The organism is Demequina aurantiaca (genome assembly GCF_050598105.1).
GTDB lineage: Bacteria > Actinomycetota > Actinomycetes > Actinomycetales > Demequinaceae > Demequina > Demequina aurantiaca_A.
Map to the genome: position 1 here is coordinate 889,020 of NZ_CP192436.1, position 18,359 is coordinate 907,378.

An 18,359-nucleotide genomic window follows, 5' to 3' on the forward strand; every position below is an offset into this window, starting at 1 on the left:
CCGAACTTCCAGGTAACAAGCCTCTTTGGGTCCTGCAATGCCGGTTCGACTATGTGCGCCGGGTGCGGATCACCAGGCTCGTCGCGCCGGTAAGGAGCCCCACCCACAGTATTGAGCCGGCAACCAGGGGCGCGGGCATGCCGTACATCCCGGCAATCAAACCGCTGATGCACGCGACTCCCATGCCGTACCCGGCATCGGCGACCGCCCTGGTCGTGTTGAGACGTTCGCGCTCGTCGGACTCCCCGGAGGCGATGCGTGCGGCGAGCCCAAAACGGGAGCCGCCGAACCAGAGGACAGCTATCACCAGCAGCGTCACGGAGGCTCCTTGGAGTGCTCCCTTGGCGATCGAGTTATATCCCGCCGAGTGTGCGATGAGTGCCAGCGCGGTCGCTGCGGCCGCGCCGCAAATTAATGCGAATACTCGGACCAGGATCGACTGGCCCTTGGTCGTTTTGCGCGAATTGTTAGTCGACATGGAAGATCTCCTCGATGGTCGAGTCAAAGTAGGCGGCGATGGCGAACGCGAGCGGCAAGGAGGGGTCGTAGCGGCCCTTCTCGATTGAGTTGACCGTCTGGCGTGAGACGCCGAGCGCCTCCGCGAGCGCTCCTTGCGAGAGGGTGCGGAGGGCCCGGCGGGCGGGGATGTCGTTGTTCATGCTGGCGACCAGAGCTAGCGCGCGTCGCCGGGGTGTGCGTCCCGGTGGTCGTCGCCGTTGGCGGTGTCCTCGTGACGCTTGAGCTGCGCGTTGCGGGCGGCGAGGGTGATAGATACCGCCGCGATGCCGCCCACGAGCGCGCCCGCGGTCGTTGACATGTCGATGCCGTCCACGCCGAGTGCGGCCGCGACGAAGCCGGCCACGATGACGACGAGCATCAGGATCACCACGCGGAGTATCGCGAGGCTGACGGGGTCCCTACTGAGTCGAGCGAACATGATGTCCTCCTAGGTACGGGTCGCCTGGCGGTGCGCACGGACGCTGGTGGCCCGTGGTGCCCGCGGCTTCCGAGTAATCCGGAGTGACAAGCGACCTTTACATGACAAGTCTGCTTGACAGGTGGACGTCTGTCAACCGCAGCGTCGGAGCCCTCCGCTCTCGCGCGGCTCCACGTGGGTTGAGCGGTGAAAGTGTCCGCGGGTGGCGGCGCCTGGTCGGGCTAGCGCTCGCCCATCACCGCGGTGCCGATGCGCACCATCGTCGCGCCTTCGTCGATGGCCCACTCCAGGTCGCCGGACATCCCCATGGACAGGTTCCAGGCCTCGCGCAGGTTTCGCTGGCCTCGCTCGGACAGGATGAGCGCTTCGTCGCGCAGTTCCCGTAGTTGGCGGTAGCCCGCGCGGACGGACTGCTCGTCTGGGGAGTTCAGGCCGATTGTCATGAAGCCGATCACGGTGAGCGCGTCCAGCGACTGGACGGCGCTCGCGAGGTCCAGCGCCTCCTCGGGGGCGACTCCGGACTTGGACTCCTCGCCCGAGACGTTGACCTGAATCATCACATCGAGCTCGCGCCCGGCCTCTACGCAGAGTCGAGACAGGCGCTCCGCCAACTTCAGCGAGTCGACGGTCTGCACGCACTCGGCAAACTCGACAGCGATTGCGGCCTTGTTGCGCTGCAGTTCGCCGATGACGTGGACGTGGGCACCCGCTGCGCGAAGCGCCTCACCCTTGAGCGCCAGTTCCTGCATGCGGCTCTCGCCCACGAGCACGGCGCCTGCTGCCGCGGCGGCCGATGCGGCATCCGCGTCCCACGACTTGGTGGCTACCAGGAGTTTCACTCCTGAGCCTGCTCGCCCGGCCTGCGCCTCCGCGATGTGGATCCGTGCCTTCGCATCCGCGATGGCGGCGACATAGTCCCAATCGGCGGGGGACTGTGCGAGTTCGCGTGCCAAGGTAGTGCTCCTCGTGATTGGTGAGAACGTGAGATGTCCCCAACAGGGTATTGGGAAGGCGTGCCTGCGGACTACCGGGGCTGGTTCCGTTGGCGCTGCTCGAGCCGCGTCGTTGGCTCTAGTTGCGCTTGGTGATAGTGGCCGCGCCGCTGTGGCGGGACGACGGGTCGATGGGGGAACGTTAGCCGCGCTTCGCGATTGAGGCGACGCTCCCGCTCGTGATCGCAACCAAGTCGGCCGGTGCCATGCCGATGTCGAAGCCGCGGCGCCCGCCCGAGACGTAGATTGCCTCGAAAGCGATTGCCGACGAGTCCAGCACGAGCGGCAAGCGCTTCCGGCCGCCGATCGGGGAGATCCCGCCCACCACATAACCTGTGGCGCGTTCGGCGTCAGCGGGATCCGCCATTTGCGCCTTCTTGGCGCCTAGAGCGTGTGCGATCGACTTCAGGTCGAGCATCGCGTCCACTGGGACGACGCCCATGGCGAGGGCTCCGTCCGCGACGACGCACAGTGTCTTGAACACCTTGGCCGGTTCGATTCCGATGGCCTGCGCGGCCTCGAGTCCATAGCTGAGCTCCGAGTCTAGGTCGTGCGCGTACGCATGCAACGTGTGCTCGATGTTCGCCTTGAGTAGCGCGGCCACCGCGGGGGTGCTCGCGTGTTCGGCGTGCGGGGACTTTCCTTGTTTGCTCACCTGTGAAGTCTGGCACTGAGAGCGCGGGACCCCCAACCCGGGGACACTCGATCGGCACGGTGACCTGGTTGCTGTCATCGCCGCGGATCAACCCTGACATGAACGGTTCCCGGGGATTCGGCCATTTTGTAACCACCACGTGAACGCACAGGTGCTGGGCTGGACTGGTGCTGGGCAGGTTGGAGGAGGCAGGACGGTTGCTATGAGGACGGTTGCTGGCGAGCGAACCTCCTCGGGCAGCCCGATTTCTCCCTGCGTTCACGTGGCGGTTGATGTTGGAGCGATATTGGCCGGACCGTTCATTTGCCGGCTGATCGATCCGGGTGCCATAGGGTAAACGGCGTGAGCAACGAGACGCGCCCCCAGGTGGACATGTGGACAGACGGTGCCTGCAAGGGCAACCCCGGAATCGGCGGCTGGGGAACGTGGATGCGCTCCGGTGGCAAGGAGAAGGAAATCTGCGGTGGCGAGGCTCACACCACCAACAACAAGATGGAGCTCCAGGCAGTGATCGAGGGTCTGCGCCTGCTGAAGAAGCCGTGCGACATCACTTTGCACATCGACTCGCAGTACGTCATGAACGGCGTCACCAAGTGGATGAAGGGCTGGAAGCGCAACGGGTGGAAGACCGGCGCCAAGCAGCCAGTGAAGAACAAGGAGCTGTGGCAGGAGCTAGACGCCGAGGTGGCCCGCCACGAGATCACGTGGGTCTGGGTCAAGGGTCACGCCGGGGATCCCGGCAACGAACGGGCTGACGCGCTCGCGAACAAGGGCGTCGACATCACCCGCGCGGGTCTTTAGCCAGTCGGGCTAGCCCTCGTCCTCAACGAACGTGTCCTCGGCGGGGCCGAGGTCTTGCGGTAGGTCCATGGTCTCCAAGAGTTCGCCAGTGCGGGCGTCAATCAAGACGAGCACGCCCGCTGGCCAGTGCGGGTCGGGATTGGGAACAACAAAACCGTCGCCCAGATCGCGGTACTGGTCGAGCGCGCCGGTGTGCGTGCGGTCGTAGCCCTCCACGAACGTGTTGTCGGTCGTGTTGATGAGTGCGCTGTCCGGGTGGTCGAGGATCTGCTGATCCCACTCATCGCAGGGCAGCGAGGACCCATCCTCGTTGGTCGGCGTGCCGTTAAACGGCCCCTCCATCCCGCCCACGGTGGCGGAGATCGGCTGGCCGGGGATGACGCTCGCCGGCTGACAGGTGGCGGCGTTCTCACTCGTTGCGTCGGCCGCTTGCGTGGGGGCCCCGGCTACTTCCATGGCGCTCTGAGCGACGGTGGACGACGTTCCGCTGGACGCAGTCGCCCCGAGCGAGGCGCACGACGCCAGGGTGAACATCGCGATCACGGTGGTTGTGGCAACTAGTGCTTTTCTGGCCTGCATAGAGGTAAGTTTCACACAAGGTCCGCCGCCTCGCTCAGCGAGCGGCTAAGTCCGCCTAGGCCGCCGCGCGAACGGCCCGGCAGGCGTCGACGATCCGCAGTCGTAGCTCCGCTCCGCGCGCCGCGAAGTCGCGCTGCATCGCGGCGTAGAGGCGCTTGCCCTCCGGCGTCTCAACGGCAATCGCGTCGAGCCCGTACGAACTCACGTCATAAGGCGAAGCCCGCATGTCCACGCGGCGCACCTCTATCGCCAGGTCAAAGCAATCCTGCTGCAGCCCGCTCGCAATCGCGGGGGAGAGCTTGAGGCACCACTTGAACAGGTCCATGGTCGCGTGCAGGCAGCCGGGTTGCTCCGAGGCGACCTGGGTCTCGCGCGTTAGCTCCGTTGCGTTCAGCGGCCTGGCCTCCGGGGTGAAGAACCGAAAGGCGTCGAAGTGAGTGCACGCGATGGGGTGCGCCTCGACCACTGCGTCGGTGGCCTCGGCGCCCAGCCGCAGGGGCAGCGTGTGACGCCGATCGGGGTCGCCCGACTTGTAGACCATCGCCCACTCGTGCAGCCCAAAGCACCCCACGTGCAGCGGCCGCTCGGCGGTGCGCTGCATGAGCGTCTCTACGAAGTCGACGGTGCGCCCGCGCTTGGCCATGAACGACGTCGCGTCGAAAACGGTGGCCGATGCGGCCGGATCGGCGTCCGCCGAGCGGTACCACTTCCACCCGGCGTGGGCATCGGCGTCCTGGAGGACGATGCCGGGGCCGGGGTGCCACCGGCGCAGCTGGCCGGGGGTGGCTGAGTTGTATTCGTAGAGGAAGTCCTCGACCGCGTGGGTCTGACCCGCGCGGCGGCGCTCACGGTGACCCGCGGTGGCCGCGTCGACCCTGGTGTGAAACTCGGCCTGCATCTGCTCCCACTGCGCTCGCGTCAGGACACGTGGCGCCACTGGCGCGGCGGGCATCCCGGGGGTCGCGGACTGAGCGGGGGAGGGCATGGATCTATTGTCGCCCAGCTTCGCTGCCCGGAACGGCGCGCGGTTGCGACCATCGTGCCGGGTGCCGCGCGCTAGGCGCTCGCGGCGAGCATGATGGCCAGGGCGGCCATGATGACCGCGATCACGCCGTCCAGCACGCGCCACGCCTGCGGGCGGTTGAGCCAGCGGTTGAGGAGCCTGGCGCCGTACCCGAGCGAGACGAACCAAACCAAGGAGCCCACGACCGCGCCCGCCGCGAAGACCCACTTGGTGTCTCCGTAAGAGGCGGCCACGGTGCCGAGCAGGAACACCGTGTCCAGGTAGACGTGGGGGTTGAGCCACGTCAGCGCGAGGCAGGTGAGGACCGCGGTGCGCAAGGTGGTGCTGGCGGCCGACGACCCGCGCGTGTGCCCGCCCGGCTGCGCATCGGCGACGTCAAAGGTCTCGGGGACCTTCTGCCACGCGCGCCGCGCCGCCAGGATCGCGTAGCCGAGCAGGAATGCTGCTCCGGCCCAGCGAGCGCCCGTCGCGAGCCACGGCAGGCCCACGACAGCCGCGCCCATGCCGGAGACGCCGAGCACTATGAGCAGCGCGTCGGAGATCGCGCAGATCGCCACTACCCAGCCGACGTGCTCCTTGCGCAGTCCCTGTCGCAGCACGAAGACGTTCTGCGCGCCGATGGCGACGATAAGTGAGAGTCCGAGGCCAAGGCCTGCGAGGAAGGGCATGGGGACAGGCTACGGAAGCCCGAGCATCACGAGCCGGCGCCGCGCGAAACTGAAGGGCGCGAGTCTTCGCCAACCACGGCATCGGCCGCCGCCATGGATGCCACGGACAGCACCTTTTCGAGCGGCCCCTGGTCGACGAGCCAACGCCACAGGCTCGCGAAGGCGATCGCGCTCAGGCAAACTGCGAGGTAGGCGACGTTCGTGGACTCCCACACGATCTCGTCGCCGACTACAGCGATCAGGATGATGTGCGCGACGTACAGCGTGAGGGCCATCGAGCCGGCGGCCATGAGCGGCCACATCACTGGCCTGGCTACCTGCCCCAGCCACAGGCACAAGCCGATCACGAGGCTCGCGGAGGCGAGATTGCCCGCCATCTCCAGCGGGGAGTACGTGTGCGCGACAGTCGCCAGCCAGGCGGATTGCGACGTCGCGTCGGCCCCGCCAGCGAGCGCCTCGACCCCGGCCACGAGCGCGAGCCCCACCAGGCCGGCCGCTCCGAGCAGGGCTTGGGTGCGCCGCAGCGTCAGCGCGAGTCGGCCGATCGCCATGCCGGCAAGGAGGTAGCCCATCCAGGTGATCGCGGGGTAGTGCTCGCTCCACAGTTTCTCGAGCGGCGGCGTGCCGTACACCCCCCACTCCTGGACCGCGGGCGTGATTGAGCGGACCGCGAACTGGCCCAACGCCACGCACGCCGCCGCCCCCACCCACAGCCACCGGGCGCGCCAGCGGAACGCCACGAGGGACAGCAGGAACATCACGCCCAGGTTCGCGAGAATCACGACGACTGGCGTCTCGAGCCACGAGAGCACGTAGCCCATCGGAATCAGGATCAGGGCGCGCACGGCGACGCGCACCCGGGTGTGGGCGACGGCCGATGCCGGGGCCAGGTCCCCGGTGACGCCGGCTCGGCGCGTGAGCATCAGCGTGATCGAGATGCCGGCCAGGACCGCGAAAAGCGCAGACGGTCGGCCGTGCGCGACCGAAAGCCACGGCCAGCCGTCCTCGGCGGAGTCGTTGCCGATGTGCGCGGCGAACATTCCAAAGATCGCGAGGGCTCGCGCGACGTCGAGGCCATCGATTCTGGCCGGGCGCGAGGTGAGCGGCATGACGACATCGTAGGCGCGCCGGTCGCGCCACGCCGCTCTACGCACGACCGGTTAGGCTGTTGGGCATGCGCATCGCGAGATTTACGACTGGAAACGAACCCCGCTACGCCATGGTGGACGGTGATCCGGGCTCCGAAGAATTGGTGGTCCTCACCGGCGATCCCATGTACACGCCAGGAACCGTGACGGGGGAGCGGATCCCGCTCACCGACGACATCCGCCTGCTGGCGCCCGTCATTCCCCGCTCCAAGGTGGTGTGCCTGGGCAAGAACTACATGGCGCACGCCAAGGAGATTCCTGCGCGCGGACCCGCGTCCGACGTGCCGATCCTGTTCCTGAAGCCCAACACCGCCGTGATTGGGCCGGACGACCCCATCGTGCTGCCGTCGTACAGCGAGGACGTGCAGATGGAGGCCGAACTCGCGATCGTCATTGGGCGCGTGGCCAAAGAGGTCTCCGCGGAGAACGCGGAGCAGTACATCTACGGCTACACGTGCGCGAACGACGTTACCGCGCGCGACATGCAGCGCATGGAGGACCAGTGGTTCCGCGCCAAGGCCTTCGACACGTCGCTGCCCCTGGGCCCGTGGATCGAGACCGACCTGGCTCACGACGACGTGGAAATCTCCTCTCGCCTGAACGGCAAGGTGTGCCAGAGCGGCAACTCCAGCGACATGATCCTCGACGTCGCCGGCGCGGTCGCGATGATCAGCCAGGTCGTGACCCTGCTGCCGGGCGACGTCATCCTGACTGGCACGCCTTCCGGCGTCACCACCATGAACCACGGCGACGTGGTCGAGATCGAGATTCAGGACCTGGGTGTGCTTCGCAACCCGGTCATTCGTCGCGGCTAGCACCGCCGGCCGCCGATGCGCGGCCAACCCCCGTTGAGTTGAAGTTCCCTAGGAAGGCCCCATGAGCAACGTTCGAGTCCGATTCTGCCCGTCTCCTACCGGCGTCCCGCACGTCGGCCTGATCCGCACAGCGCTGTTTAACTGGGCGTATGCGCGTCACACGGGCGGCGACTTTGTGTTCCGCATCGAGGACACGGACGCCTCGCGCGACTCGCAGGAGAGCTACGAGCAGTTGCTCGACGCGATGCGCTGGTTGGGTCTGAACTGGGACGAGGGCCCCGAGGTGGGCGGCGAGTACGGCCCCTACCGCCAGAGCGAGCGCAGCGACCTCCACATGGACGTGGCGCGCCGCCTGCTCGAGGGTGGCTACGCCTACGAGGCGTTCTCGACCGCCGAGGAGGTTGACGCCCGTCACGAGGCGGCCGGAACCCACAAGGCGCTGGGCTACGACGGCTTTGACCGCGACCTCACCGAGGAGCAGAAGGCCGCCTACCGCGCCGAGGGGCGCCTGCCGGTCATCCGCATGCGTATGCCCGACGAGGACATCACGTTCACGGACCTGATCCGCGGCGAGGTGACGTTCCCCGCCGGCTCGATCCCCGACTATGTGATTGTGCGCGGCAGCGGCGACCCGCTGTACACGCTGGTCAACCCGGTGGACGACGCGCTCATGAAGATCACCCACGTGCTGCGCGGAGAGGACCTGCTGAGCTCCACCCCGCGCCAGATTGTGCTGTACCGCGCCATGGTGGAGCTGGGAATCGCGGACCTGGTCCCCGACTTCGCCCACATGCCCATGGTCACGGGAGAGGGCAACAAGAAGCTGTCCAAGCGCGCTCCCGAGTCCAATCTGTTCCTGCACCGCGAGCGAGGCTTCCTGCCCGAGGGCCTGCTGAACTACCTGTCCCTGCTGGGCTGGGGCATTAGCGCGGACCGCGACGTCTTTACGGTCACCGAGCTGATCGAGGCGTTCGACATCGCGGACGTGAACCCCAACCCGTCGCGCTTTGACCTGAAGAAGGCCGAGGCGATCAACGCCGAGCACATGCGCCTGCTCCCTCTAGGGGACTTTGTCGAGAGGTTGGTGCCGTACCTGCACGCCGCCGGTATGGTGTCGTCGCCCGACGCGCACGCGCTCTCTCCTCACGAGGAGGCCACCCTCGCCGTCGCCGCCCCGCTGGTCCAGACCAGGATGAGGCTGCTGGGCGAGGGTCCGGGCATGCTCGGCTTCTTCTTCATCGCGGACGATGCCGTGGTGGTCGAGGACGCGGCCCGCGCCAAGCTTCCGGAGAATGCCGCCGAGGTGCTCGACCGTGCGATCGCTGAGCTCGACGCGCTTGAGGATTTCAGCCCCGAGTCGCAGCAGACTGTGCTGACCGCGGCGCTGGTGGACGACATGGGTGTGAAGCCGCGCCTGGCCTACGGGCCTCTGCGCGTCGCGATCACCGGACGCCTGGTGTCGCCGCCGCTGTTCGAGTCCATGGAGATTCTGGGCAAGGACCAGTCGCTGACCCGGCTGCGTGCCCTGCGCGCGTCGCTCTAGTCCTAGCTCCACGCAAGAAAGCGGCCCCCCGAGTTTCAGACTCGGGGGGCCACTTTCGTTTGTTAGGGGTCACGCCCGGCAAAGTTTCCCCGGGGCGCGACGGTTGGACAGGTGGTTGTTAGTGGTCGTGCCCCTCGTGGGAGTCTGAGTCTTCATCCTCGTCGTCTTGGTGTTCTCCCTCTTCGTCCGCGTGATCGTCGTGAGTCTCGGCTACGGGGGCAAGCCCCGTCACGACGATGCCGACAGGCGCCTCCTCCAGCGGGTGCTGCGAGGTGACCGCGTAGTCGTGGAGGTCGATGGTGACGAGCTGCATTCCTGCGTGATCTGAGACGATCAGCGTCTCGCCAGCCACGGCGAGCGCGGGCCTTTGGGTGCCGTGTCCCTCCGGCAGCGTGAACGCGTCGATGGCGGCAGTCGACCCCACTACGTTGCCGTGGTCGTCGTGGACGGTGACCACGCCATCGGTGGACAGGACGATGATCTCGCCCTCGTCGCCGCGCGTGATGGCCGCCACGGGTGCGTCGGTGTCGACCACGGAGATCTCCTGCTCGTCCAGGTGGATCACGGTGAAGGCCGACGCGTTCCAGCCGCCCACCAGGGTGTGGCCGCCCGCGTAGAAGGCGCCGATGCGTCCCTCGCCGGCGTCCGTCGGGTTGGGGATTGACGTCGCGGTCTGCTGCTGCGGATCGATGACGGTGATGGAGTCCTGGCAGCCGAAGACCACGAGCGAGTCCACACTGGCCTCGCCGTGCAGCCCGACGCACGCGTCCTGGTAGGTCTTCACCGTTTCGCCGTCGAGGTCTGTCTGGCGGATGCTGCTGGGGAGTTCCCCGTCACTGGATTCGGTCAGCAGCAGCCCCGATTCGATCGGCACGGCGACCCCGTGGTGCGGCAACTCAGCGGCTGCCTCGGCGACGCGCAGGCCGCCTGAGGTCAGGCCGATCTCGTCGAAGACGTCCACGGTGCCGTCCCCGTCGTTGAAGATCGCCACTCGTCCGTCATGGCCGATCACGTGAACGGGCACGTCGCCTTCGATGACGTCAGGGCGCATTTCGGGCTCGCGCGTGTAGAAATGGGAGTGGTCGCCGTGACCCTGGGCGTAGCTTCCGGTGTCGAGCACTGTAGTCAGCGAGTTCGCGCCATCCACCAGGTAGAGGTGGCGAGCGTCGGGGCCAGCCACCGCCCGCACCTCTGCCTCGGTGGGGAATTCTGCGAGCGACGTGAATTGGTTATCCAGGAGAGAGAAGACCTCGACTCCGGACTCGTAGGTCACCGAGACGCGGGTCTGCGCCTCGGCCTGGGCGGTAGAGACTGCGGGGGTCTCCGATGCCGATGCGGACGCGGTTGCGGACACGGTGTTGGTTTCTGCTTCCGTCGACCCGCAGGCGCTGAGGAAGAGGATGGACGCGGCTATGGCCGTATTGCTAATGATTATCATTCTCATAAACGGAGACGGTAGTGATGTTTTCGGTCGGTGTCAATCGCCGTGCTGCCCGCCGACCTGGTGGCTCGCGCTGGGCACACCCTCGGTGACTAGGCGATTTACCTGCATGACTTTGGGTGATGACAGACTTGGTGTCCGGCGCGCTTCCGCCGCCGTTCACACGAGCAGAGTCGAGGCAGTATGAGTCCGTCCAGCAACCCGCAGGCAGTGAGCGGCGTGCTCTTCGACGTCGACGACACGCTGGTCGACACCAAGGGAGCCTTCCGCCACGCACTGTCTGCCGTGGCGAGCGAGTACCTGCGCACTGGTGCGGATGTGGACGAGGTGCTGTCCTTCTGGCGGTCGGATAGGCAAGGCTCCTACCGCGCTCACACGCGCGGCGAGATGGATCACCGCGAGCAGCGCATGCGGCGCGCGAATGACCTCCATGCGGCGTTCGGCGGGCCCGAGATGGGTCAGGACGACTACGAGGCGTGGGACCTGGTCTTTGAGCAGGCCTTCCGCGACGGCTGGCGGGCCCACGACGACGCGCACGCGTGCCTTGACGCGCTGGAGGCCGCAGGCGTCGCCTACGGCGCTCTCAGCAACGCGCGAACCGAGTATCAGGAGGAAAAGCTGGCGGCGGTGGGACTGGCGCGCGTGCCGATGCTCGTTGGTGTGGACACCTTGGGGTTCGGCAAGCCGGATGCTCGCGTGTTCTTGCTCGCCGCGGAGCGCTTGGGGTTTGCCCCGGAGGCGACGGCGTACATCGGGGACGAGCTCGACATCGACGCGGTTGCCGCGACCCGCGCGGGCCTGCGTGGCTACTGGCTTGATCGTTTTGAGGCAGGGGAGTCCGTGGCGACACACGACGATGTGAGCGTCGTGAGGATCGCGTCTTTAAGCGAGATTCCGGCCAAAATGGGACCGGCCGCGACACGCCCAGCGGCCTCGGTTTTGGATGGGGCCAGGAACAGGCTAAAGTAGTGCCTCGGCCCGGCCTTCGGGTAAGGCCTTTGGGGTATGGTGTAATTGGCAGCACGAGTGATTCTGGTTCATTTAGTCTAGGTTCGAGTCCTGGTACCCCAGCCAACAAGGTAGGTCTGCGAAAGCAGACCTTTTTTGTGCCTATGTCAGCCGAATGTCACGCAAGTGAGTCGGATTGGCGCAGGGGGATGTACATGCTGTAATCTTTGTAATCGCGTTCCCCGCCAGTTTGGCGGAGAATGTCGCTAGGGCCCCGTTGTGTAGCGGCCTAGCACGCCGCCCTCTCACGGCGGTAGCGCGGGTTCGAATCCCGTCGGGGCTACCAAAATTCTCCTCATCGCAATAGCGGTGGGGAGTTTTTTATTTTCCGATGTCCTCGAGGGTGGCTAGCCGTGACCGCCAGAGCTCGACCAGTTCCGCCGGCGGCACCCCGCAGGAGGGATCCTCCGCCTCGACGCGTGCCCGGCGGGCTGCGATCGCGCCGTAGACGCGGTCCCGCCAGGATCGCGGGACGATGCGGGCCGCGCGGGCCGCCTTCCACGGCAGTCCGAGCCCGCCCAGGATAGTCAGCACCGCGTCAGAGCGCGTCCGCGCTGCGTAATCGCCGTGGCTGCCAGTCGCCTCGCCTGCCGGGGTCGCGTGCTCCCACAGCACAATCGTGGAGGCGCCCACGTCTGAGGGCAGGCCCGCGCGCCGGATGACCTCGCGACCTACCTCGCCTGCGGAACCGGCGAGAAGATAGCGGCCCTCGCGGTCGTGGCGGATCAGCCACGATACGAACCCATTGCACAGCGCACACTCGCCGTCGAAGACCACGATGCTAGACATTTCCACAGTCTAGGCAAGGAAGCGGGTGTGCTCGATCCTGCTATTTCGCTAGGGTCGATGAAGATCCATCAGTGCCGACGGGACGCTCAATGCGCGTCAGCCGAGCAAGTTCGAGCCATGAAGGTCGGCGATCGCCTCAAAAACGTCGCGCTAGTGCTCGGGATCCTTGTCGTCGCGGCTGAGGTAGAGCACGTAGGCCACGCCGGCTCCGTTCACGGCAAGCGCCAACAGCAGCACGAACCACGAATTGTCCGACGTGTCCGAGGAGCCCGCGGCCTGTGCGCCGCCTTCAGCGCTGCCCTGATCCGCGGCGAACGAGGCGACCCAGCTGAGCGCCGAGTTCCAGTTCACCGTGATCTCGTTGGTGGCCCACGACTGGATGTCGTCGACGTAGCAAAACTGGGGCGCGCAACCGGCGGCGAAGAGCTCGTTGGCTACCGGATCCCACGTTTCGGTCTTGGCATTCGGGCCGCCCGCCACCGATCCCGCAGGCGGGTGAGGCAGCTCTCGGTTGAGCTGGTTGGCGAACCATCGCGAGTGCTGATTCTGGGCGTACTGCGTGCCGTAGCCGGTGACGTAGGACATGTTCAGCGCGTTGCGCCCCAACACGTAGTCGAGGCTTTCCAGGGCGCCATCGCGGTACTTCTCGTCCCCGCTGAGGTCGTAGGCCGTGCCCAGAACCACGATGTTGTTGAGGATCTGGCTGTTGGAGCCCCACACGAACTGGTTGGCCGCGAGCGGCTGACCAAAGGGCTGCCGCGACTGCTCGGCCAGGATGCCGTCGGCTCCGGCAAGTACCGAGGCGACCACGGCATCGTGCCCTGGCAAATCGCTCGGCACGGTGGCAAGGTCCATGCGGGCGATGGCCGCCATGGAGTCCCAGCTGAAGCCACCCGTGGGGAAGACGTTGCGCTCGTGCAGCGGCGACTCGAGGACATAGTTCAGGAACTCCTCCTCGCCGGTCGTGAGGAAGAGCTCGGCCGCCGCCCAATAGAATTCGTCCGAGACGTTCTGATCGTCGTAGGGTCCACCGCCGTTGGACCCGTCGGCGGCCGGCGCGTAGACCTCGGGATTCGCCAGCGCAGCGGCCCAGGCCGTGCGGGAGGATTCGAGGAGTTGCTCCGCATACGCGGGGTCGTACTTCTCGAACAGGCGCGCGCCCTGGGCGGCCGTGGCCGCGAGGTTGAGCGTCGCCGCCGTGGAGGGCCGGTGGAGGTAGCGCACCTCGGGGTCCTGGGCGGGCAGCAGCGGCAGCCCCGTCCACCCGTAGTCGTGCACCTTGTGGTGGACCATCCCGGCGTATCCCTCGCCCTGAGGCACCATCATCGAGCTCATGAAGTCGAGCTCCCACTTGGCCTCGTCGAGCACGTCGGGGATGCCGTTGGAGGACTCGGGAATCGCGAGGGTGCCGTCGTCCAGCGCTCCCTGCACGGCCGATGCGGCGGTGAGCGAGCGCTCGTAGGTCGACAGCAGCTGGGCGGTGGCGATCCCGCCGTTGACCACGTACTTGCCGTGGTCGCCGGCGTCGTACCAGCCGCCCACCACGTCGAGCGTGTAGTCGCAGGTCCACGGCTCGTCGTAGATGGGCTGAGGGTTATCCCCGCCGGTGGTGTCGCCCGCGGGCTGGCAGGCCACCGCGAGGTCGCCCTGGTTGGTGTCGGTGCCGCCGGCGGTGCTGACGTGCCCCGCGTCCCGCGCGTAATCCTCGCCCACCAACGCGGCGTCGATGTCGGTGCCGGAGCGCGCCAGGTAGAAGTAGGCGAGCGAGTCCGTGCGGAGCTGTTCGTAGGCTTCCGTGCCGATGACGAACTCGTAGGACGTTTCGCCGTCGGCAGTCAGCGTGTAGGTGCCGGGGGCGGTGACGTCCGAGAAGTCGATGGTGTGGACGGTAAGCAGTGAAGACGGGTCCGAGGGCGCGGGGACACTCTCTCCTGACGCGACAGTGGCGCTGCCGTCTAAGAGCGTCCACTCGACGGGTGCGCTCTGGTCGGTGACCAGGGTGGCACGCTTGGGGGCGTCCGGGAGGTAGCCCACCTGGTTGACGCGCACTCGTGGGCCGGTCTCTGCGCCGTACGCCGGGAGCACCTTGCCGGCCTCGAGTACGACGTTGTCGATGCAGAACGTCCACGGCGCGGTGGCCCCGCCAATCTGGAAGGCCATCTGGCGGTCTTCGTAGTCCTGGCTCAGCGCGAATCCCAGATCGAAATGCGAGGAGTCGGGCCCCACCTGGACGGTCTTGTCCAGGACCGTCGCGTAGTTAATCGGATCCTGCATGAGCGCGCGCACGGCAACGGGTTCGCCGTCCGCGGTGGCTGCGCTGACGTCGAAGGACAACACGTAGTCGTCGAGCGGCAGGTTGAACGAGTCCTGCCCGACGATCGCGTCCCAGGGATTGACCGTGCCGCCGGGGACGTCGACGCACATGGCGCCGGAGGAGGTGTCTACCGAGTCGACGAGGTCTTCGGTGGCCCACCACGAGTCATCGCCGTCGTCGAACGCGCCGTTGGTGACCTCGGGCGCATCGGCGGCCGATGCTGCAGGAGTGGCGACAAGCGCCGCGGCAATGGCGAGGGAGGCCGCGAGGGCTAGGGCGGGGGCTCTCAAGCGCGGGGCCCGCGGGCCTACAAGGTGGTGTCGCAACGTCATCGTCGGCATCATCGTCTCCAGGAGCGGTGTCACCGGGTTGCCCCGGGCGCGCATCATCGCGCGTGTTGGAACACTACACGAAACGTTTCGCGTGACCGGGGCGAGTCGCTCCCGATGCGCGAATCTGATGCCCAAACGTGACAGCGAGGGCGATGCGACTCAGCATCGCACCGCCCCCGCGGCCACGCCTACCTGTGTTGACCTACTTGGTGGAACAGGGCTTGCCGTTGAGCCAGAACTGGGACGGGCTAGCATCCGCGATCACGTGCGTCGCGGCGAGGAACCCGATCGTGGTTCGTGCTCCCGGCTTGATCTTCGCGTTCCACGACAGGTTCGACGCGGTGACCGTGGCCCCCTCTTGCGAGTAGTTCGCGCTCCAGGCCTGTGTCGTGACGGTGTTGTCGCCCGGGTACGCCCAGGTGAGGTCCCAGCCGTCAATCTTCGACGACCCCGTGTTCTTGATCCATACCTGGTTGTTGTTCGCCCCCGGCCATGAGCCGTGAGTGATGAACTGGATCTCGCAGCTGGGTACAAGAATCGCGTTTGCCCCTGATTGATCGTCCAGGAAGGACGCGACCCAGCTCAGCGCGGAGTTCCAGTTGATGGTGATCTCGTTGGTCGACCACGACTGGATGTCGTCCACGTAGCAGAACTGGGGTGCGCAGCCGTTCGTGAACAGCCCCTGTGCGGTGGGATCCCAGGTGCCCGTGACCGGGTTGGGCCCACCCGCGACGGAACCCGACGGTGGGTGAGGGAGGTCCGGGTTGAGTTGCGCCGCGAACCAGCGCGAGTGCTGGTTCTTGGCGGTGATGTCTCCGTAGTCCGTCACGTAGGACAGGTTGAGGGCGTTGCGCCCCAGCAAGTAGTCGGTGCTCTCGAGCGCGGCGTCGCGATACTTGGCGTCCCCGCTCAGGTCGAACGCGGTGCCGAGCACCACGATGTTGTTGAGTACCTGGCTATTAGAACCCCAGTCGAAGTCGTCCGCGGCGAGTGCCTGGCCGAACGACTGCGACTGCTGGACCGCGCGAATCGCGTCGGCCCCCTCGAGAACCGAGGCGACGACTGACGCATGCCCAGGAAGCGTGTTCGGCACGGTCGCCAAGTCCATTCGTCCCAGCGCTCCCACGGAGCCCCAGTTGAACCCTGCCACGTCGAAGACGTCCTCGGTGTGAACGGGCGAGGCGAGCACGTAGTTCTTGAATGTCGCCTCTGCGGTGGTGAGGTAGAGCTCAGCCGCCGCCCAGTAGAACTCGTCCGACACATCGTCGTCGTTGTAGGGGCCGCCGCCGTTATTGCCGTCGGCCGCCGGGGCGTAAATCGCGGGGTTGGCGAGTGCTGCCGCCCACGCGGTTCGTGCCGACGCGAGGAGCTCCTGCGAGTACGCGGCGTCATACGGAGCGAACAGGCGTGCACCCTGCGCTGCTGTCGCAGCCAGGTTCAGTGTCGCGGCCGTCGACGGTCGGTGCAGGTAGCGCGTCTTCGCATCGTTGACGGGCAGAAGCGGAAGTCCCGTCCACCCGTAGTCATGGACCTTGTGGTGCACCATGCCTGCGTACTCCTCGCCCGAGGGGACCATCATGGACATCATGAAGTCGAGTTCCCATTTGGCCTCGTCGAGGACGTCGGGGATGCCGTTGTCCGTCTCGGGAATGGCGAGGGTGCTGTCCCCGAGTGCCGCGGCATCGGCGGAGGGCGCGTTTTTGGTGCGCTCGAAAGTGGACAGCAGTTGCGCGGTGGCGATTCCACCGTTGACTACATACTTGCCGTGGTCGCCGGCGTCGTACCAGCCGCCCACCACATCGAGGGTGTAGTCGCAGGTCCACGGCTCTCCGTAGATGGCCTCGGAGTCGGCTGCTGGCTGGCAGGCCACGTTGTTGTCGCCCTGGTTGGTGTCGCTTCCACCGGCCTCGCTCACGTGTCCGGCGGCCCGGGCGTACTCTGCTCCAGCGATGTCGCCGTCGATCGCGATTCCGGAGCGTGCGATGTAGAAGTAGTCGAGCGAGTCCACGCGGAGCTGGTCGTACGCTTCGGTGCCAATCTCGAACGGATAGCTCGTTTCGCCATCGGCCACGAGCGTGTACGTGCCCGGCGTCGTGACTCCAGAGAAATCGATCGTATGGACGTTGAGCCCCGAGGAGGCGTCCACGCCCTCAGGCGAGGTGTCCCCGGACTTCACCACGGCATCGGCCGTGCCCTGTAGTTGCCAGGAGACAGGTTCGGTGGAATCGGTCACGAGCGTGGCTCGCTGAGGCGCGTTGGTGAGGTATCCCACCTGGTTGACGCGGACACGGGGTCCGGTCTCGGGCTCGTAGACCGGTAGTTCAGCGCCCCCGAGGAGTGAGACGTTGTCGACGCAGAAGGTCCAGGCGTTGGCGCTGCCGCCCACCTGGAAGGCGACCTGCAGATTGCTCATTTCCTCGTCGAGGGTGAAGCCGACCTCGTAGCCGTCCCCGTCGCCGGGCAGGGCGTTGACCTCTGCGAGGACTGTGTACGGGGCGCCGTTGAGGCCGACGATGGCGCGCACCGGGCCTGCTCCCGACGCCTCGAAGCTCAGCACGTAGTCGCCTGCGGGCAGGGTGAGGTCGTTGTAGGCGAGACCCACGTCCCAGGGGTTCGACGTGCCTGCGGGAACCTCCGCGCAGTACTGGGCGTCGGCGGTTGACTCGGTGCCGAAGCCGTAGGACACCCAAGGGTCCTTGCCGTCGGCAAAGTCTCCGTTGGTGAGAAATTCGGTGCCTGGCGCGTTTACCGAGACGTTGTCCACGCAGAACGTCCAGGCGGTGGCGCTGCCGCCGAGTTGGAAGGCGACCTGCGGGTCCACGGCGTCGGCGTCCAGCGTGAAGCCGTTGTCGTAGTGAGTCAGGTCGGGAGACGGGGCTGGGCTGGACTCCGAGTAGGTGGCGTAGGAGCCGCCGTTCTGGGCGACGATCGCGCGAACGGGGCCCTCGCCGGACACGTCGAAGCTGAAGACGTAGTCGCCCGCAGGCAGGTCAAGGTCGTTCTGGCCGAAGCCGACGTCCCAAGGGTTGGTGGTGCCGGCGGGAACGGTCCCGCAGAACTGGCCGTTCTCAAATGACGTCGAGCCGGGGGCGAAGCCGTAGCTGAACCAGGCGTCGGTGTTTGCGCCCTCAAAGTCGCCGTTGATGACGTCCGCGGTGGCGGCGGTTGCGCCGGTAGTGACCAGAATGGCAGCCGCGCCAAGCGCGGCTACTGCGATGCGTGTTGACTTCTTTGTGAACACTAGGATTCCTCTTCTGATGGAGTAGAGCCCCTCAGCACATGGGCATCATTGCCCACGAATCGAAAAATAGCA

The 18,359-nt window shown here is 66.6% G+C and carries 17 protein-coding genes and 2 tRNA genes; 6 read left to right on the forward strand and 13 right to left on the reverse strand.

The annotated features are described in order from the left end of the window. Nucleotides 1-49: 49 nt before the first annotated feature. The 5 genes from ACQU6B_RS03965 to ybaK form a co-directional block, all read right to left on the reverse strand. Entirely contained in the window at nt 50-478 is a 429-nt protein-coding gene (locus ACQU6B_RS03965) for a hypothetical protein (RefSeq protein WP_430868749.1), read from the reverse strand. Next, a complete protein-coding gene (locus tag ACQU6B_RS03970) occupies nt 468-659 on the reverse strand; it encodes a helix-turn-helix transcriptional regulator (RefSeq protein ID WP_430868750.1) in 192 nt (63 codons plus the stop codon). The genes ACQU6B_RS03965 and ACQU6B_RS03970 overlap by 11 nt, the downstream gene beginning before the upstream one ends. Nucleotides 660-673: 14 nt before the next feature. Further along, nucleotides 674-937: a hypothetical protein gene (locus tag ACQU6B_RS03975; RefSeq protein ID WP_430868751.1), complete on the reverse strand. Its 264-nt coding sequence runs from the start codon at nt 935-937 to the stop codon at nt 674-676. Nucleotides 938-1,158: 221 nt separating this feature from the next. Then, a complete protein-coding gene (locus ACQU6B_RS03980; protein ID WP_430868752.1) occupies nt 1,159-1,890 on the reverse strand; it encodes a YggS family pyridoxal phosphate-dependent enzyme in 732 nt (243 codons plus the stop codon). Nucleotides 1,891-2,071: 181 nt separating this feature from the next. Further along, nucleotides 2,072-2,584: a Cys-tRNA(Pro) deacylase gene (gene ybaK / locus ACQU6B_RS03985; protein WP_430868753.1), complete on the reverse strand. Its 513-nt coding sequence runs from the start codon at nt 2,582-2,584 to the stop codon at nt 2,072-2,074. Nucleotides 2,585-2,926: 342 nt separating this feature from the next. On the opposite strand from ybaK, the gene rnhA reads away from it, so the two are divergent. After that, the gene (gene rnhA, locus ACQU6B_RS03990; RefSeq protein ID WP_430868754.1) at nt 2,927-3,385 is read left to right on the forward strand and encodes a ribonuclease HI; all 459 of its coding nucleotides are present in this window, start codon (nt 2,927-2,929) and stop codon (nt 3,383-3,385) included. A 9-nt stretch (nt 3,386-3,394) separates the two neighbouring features. On the opposite strand, the gene ACQU6B_RS03995 is transcribed toward rnhA, so the two are convergent. From ACQU6B_RS03995 to ACQU6B_RS04010, 4 genes are all read right to left on the reverse strand, one after another. Then, the gene (locus ACQU6B_RS03995; RefSeq protein WP_430868755.1) at nt 3,395-3,979 is read right to left on the reverse strand and encodes a hypothetical protein; all 585 of its coding nucleotides are present in this window, start codon (nt 3,977-3,979) and stop codon (nt 3,395-3,397) included. Nucleotides 3,980-4,019: 40 nt separating this feature from the next. Further along, nucleotides 4,020-4,949, reverse strand: a complete 930-nt coding sequence (locus tag ACQU6B_RS04000; RefSeq protein ID WP_430868756.1) for a 3-methyladenine DNA glycosylase — start codon at nt 4,947-4,949, stop codon at nt 4,020-4,022. Nucleotides 4,950-5,020: 71 nt separating this feature from the next. Then, the gene (locus ACQU6B_RS04005) at nt 5,021-5,656 is read right to left on the reverse strand and encodes a LysE/ArgO family amino acid transporter (RefSeq protein ID WP_430868757.1); all 636 of its coding nucleotides are present in this window, start codon (nt 5,654-5,656) and stop codon (nt 5,021-5,023) included. Between the two features lie 26 nt (nt 5,657-5,682). Then, a complete protein-coding gene (locus ACQU6B_RS04010) occupies nt 5,683-6,765 on the reverse strand; it encodes a heparan-alpha-glucosaminide N-acetyltransferase domain-containing protein (protein WP_430868758.1) in 1,083 nt (360 codons plus the stop codon). Nucleotides 6,766-6,830: 65 nt separating this feature from the next. On the opposite strand from ACQU6B_RS04010, the gene ACQU6B_RS04015 reads away from it, so the two are divergent. Both ACQU6B_RS04015 and gltX read left to right on the forward strand, forming a co-directional pair. After that, nucleotides 6,831-7,619 carry a fumarylacetoacetate hydrolase family protein gene (locus ACQU6B_RS04015; protein WP_430868759.1) on the forward strand — a complete coding sequence of 263 codons (789 nt, stop codon included), beginning with the start codon at nt 6,831-6,833 and terminating at the stop codon, nt 7,617-7,619. Nucleotides 7,620-7,680: 61 nt separating this feature from the next. After that, on the forward strand, nt 7,681-9,162 hold the full coding sequence (gltX, locus tag ACQU6B_RS04020; RefSeq protein ID WP_430868760.1) for a glutamate--tRNA ligase: 1,482 nt from the start codon (nt 7,681-7,683) through the stop codon (nt 9,160-9,162). Between the two features lie 118 nt (nt 9,163-9,280). On the opposite strand, the gene ACQU6B_RS04025 is transcribed toward gltX, so the two are convergent. Continuing rightward, nucleotides 9,281-10,606 carry a hypothetical protein gene (locus ACQU6B_RS04025; protein ID WP_430868761.1) on the reverse strand — a complete coding sequence of 442 codons (1,326 nt, stop codon included), beginning with the start codon at nt 10,604-10,606 and terminating at the stop codon, nt 9,281-9,283. Nucleotides 10,607-10,786: 180 nt separating this feature from the next. Here ACQU6B_RS04025 and ACQU6B_RS04030 point away from each other — a divergent pair, with 180 nt between their 5' ends. The 3 genes from ACQU6B_RS04030 (at nt 10,787) to ACQU6B_RS04040 (ending at nt 11,897) form a co-directional block, all read left to right on the forward strand. Continuing rightward, nucleotides 10,787-11,572, forward strand: coding sequence for an HAD family hydrolase (locus ACQU6B_RS04030; RefSeq protein WP_430868762.1), 786 nt, complete (start codon nt 10,787-10,789; stop codon nt 11,570-11,572). Nucleotides 11,573-11,602: 30 nt separating this feature from the next. Continuing rightward, nucleotides 11,603-11,677, forward strand: a tRNA-Gln gene (locus ACQU6B_RS04035). Nucleotides 11,678-11,821: 144 nt separating this feature from the next. Next, nucleotides 11,822-11,897, forward strand: a tRNA-Glu gene (locus ACQU6B_RS04040). A gap of 35 nt (nt 11,898-11,932) precedes the next feature. Here ACQU6B_RS04040 and ACQU6B_RS04045 read toward each other — a convergent pair. The 3 genes from ACQU6B_RS04045 to ACQU6B_RS04055 all read right to left on the reverse strand — a co-directional run bounded on the left by ACQU6B_RS04045 (nt 11,933) and on the right by ACQU6B_RS04055 (nt 18,287). Further along, entirely contained in the window at nt 11,933-12,400 is a 468-nt protein-coding gene (locus tag ACQU6B_RS04045; protein WP_430868763.1) for a thiol-disulfide oxidoreductase DCC family protein, read from the reverse strand. 150 nt (nt 12,401-12,550) lie between these two features. Further along, the gene (locus ACQU6B_RS04050) at nt 12,551-15,004 is read right to left on the reverse strand and encodes a glycoside hydrolase family 9 protein (protein WP_430868764.1); all 2,454 of its coding nucleotides are present in this window, start codon (nt 15,002-15,004) and stop codon (nt 12,551-12,553) included. A 244-nt stretch (nt 15,005-15,248) separates the two neighbouring features. Further along, nucleotides 15,249-18,287 (reverse strand): glycoside hydrolase family 9 protein, encoded by a 3,039-nt coding sequence (locus ACQU6B_RS04055; RefSeq protein WP_430868765.1) that lies wholly within the window; start codon nt 18,285-18,287, stop codon nt 15,249-15,251. Between the last annotated feature and the right edge of the window lie 72 nt (nt 18,288-18,359).

Coding starts and splice junctions, on each gene's coding strand:
- ACQU6B_RS03965 (WP_430868749.1), bottom strand. CDS start 478: ATGTCGACTAACAATTCGCGCAAAACGACCAAGGGCCAGTCGATCCTG.
- ACQU6B_RS03970 (WP_430868750.1), bottom strand. CDS start 659: ATGAACAACGACATCCCCGCCCGCCGGGCCCTCCGCACCCTCTCGCAA.
- ACQU6B_RS03975 (WP_430868751.1), bottom strand. CDS start 937: ATGTTCGCTCGACTCAGTAGGGACCCCGTCAGCCTCGCGATACTCCGC.
- ACQU6B_RS04000 (WP_430868756.1), bottom strand. CDS start 4,949: ATGCCCTCCCCCGCTCAGTCCGCGACCCCCGGGATGCCCGCCGCGCCA.
- ACQU6B_RS04005 (WP_430868757.1), bottom strand. CDS start 5,656: ATGCCCTTCCTCGCAGGCCTTGGCCTCGGACTCTCACTTATCGTCGCC.
- ACQU6B_RS04010 (WP_430868758.1), bottom strand. CDS start 6,765: ATGCCGCTCACCTCGCGCCCGGCCAGAATCGATGGCCTCGACGTCGCG.
- ACQU6B_RS04015 (WP_430868759.1), top strand. CDS start 6,831: ATGCGCATCGCGAGATTTACGACTGGAAACGAACCCCGCTACGCCATG.
- gltX (WP_430868760.1), top strand. CDS start 7,681: ATGAGCAACGTTCGAGTCCGATTCTGCCCGTCTCCTACCGGCGTCCCG.
- ACQU6B_RS04025 (WP_430868761.1), bottom strand. CDS start 10,606: ATGAGAATGATAATCATTAGCAATACGGCCATAGCCGCGTCCATCCTC.
- ACQU6B_RS04030 (WP_430868762.1), top strand. CDS start 10,787: ATGAGTCCGTCCAGCAACCCGCAGGCAGTGAGCGGCGTGCTCTTCGAC.
- ACQU6B_RS04045 (WP_430868763.1), bottom strand. CDS start 12,400: ATGTCTAGCATCGTGGTCTTCGACGGCGAGTGTGCGCTGTGCAATGGG.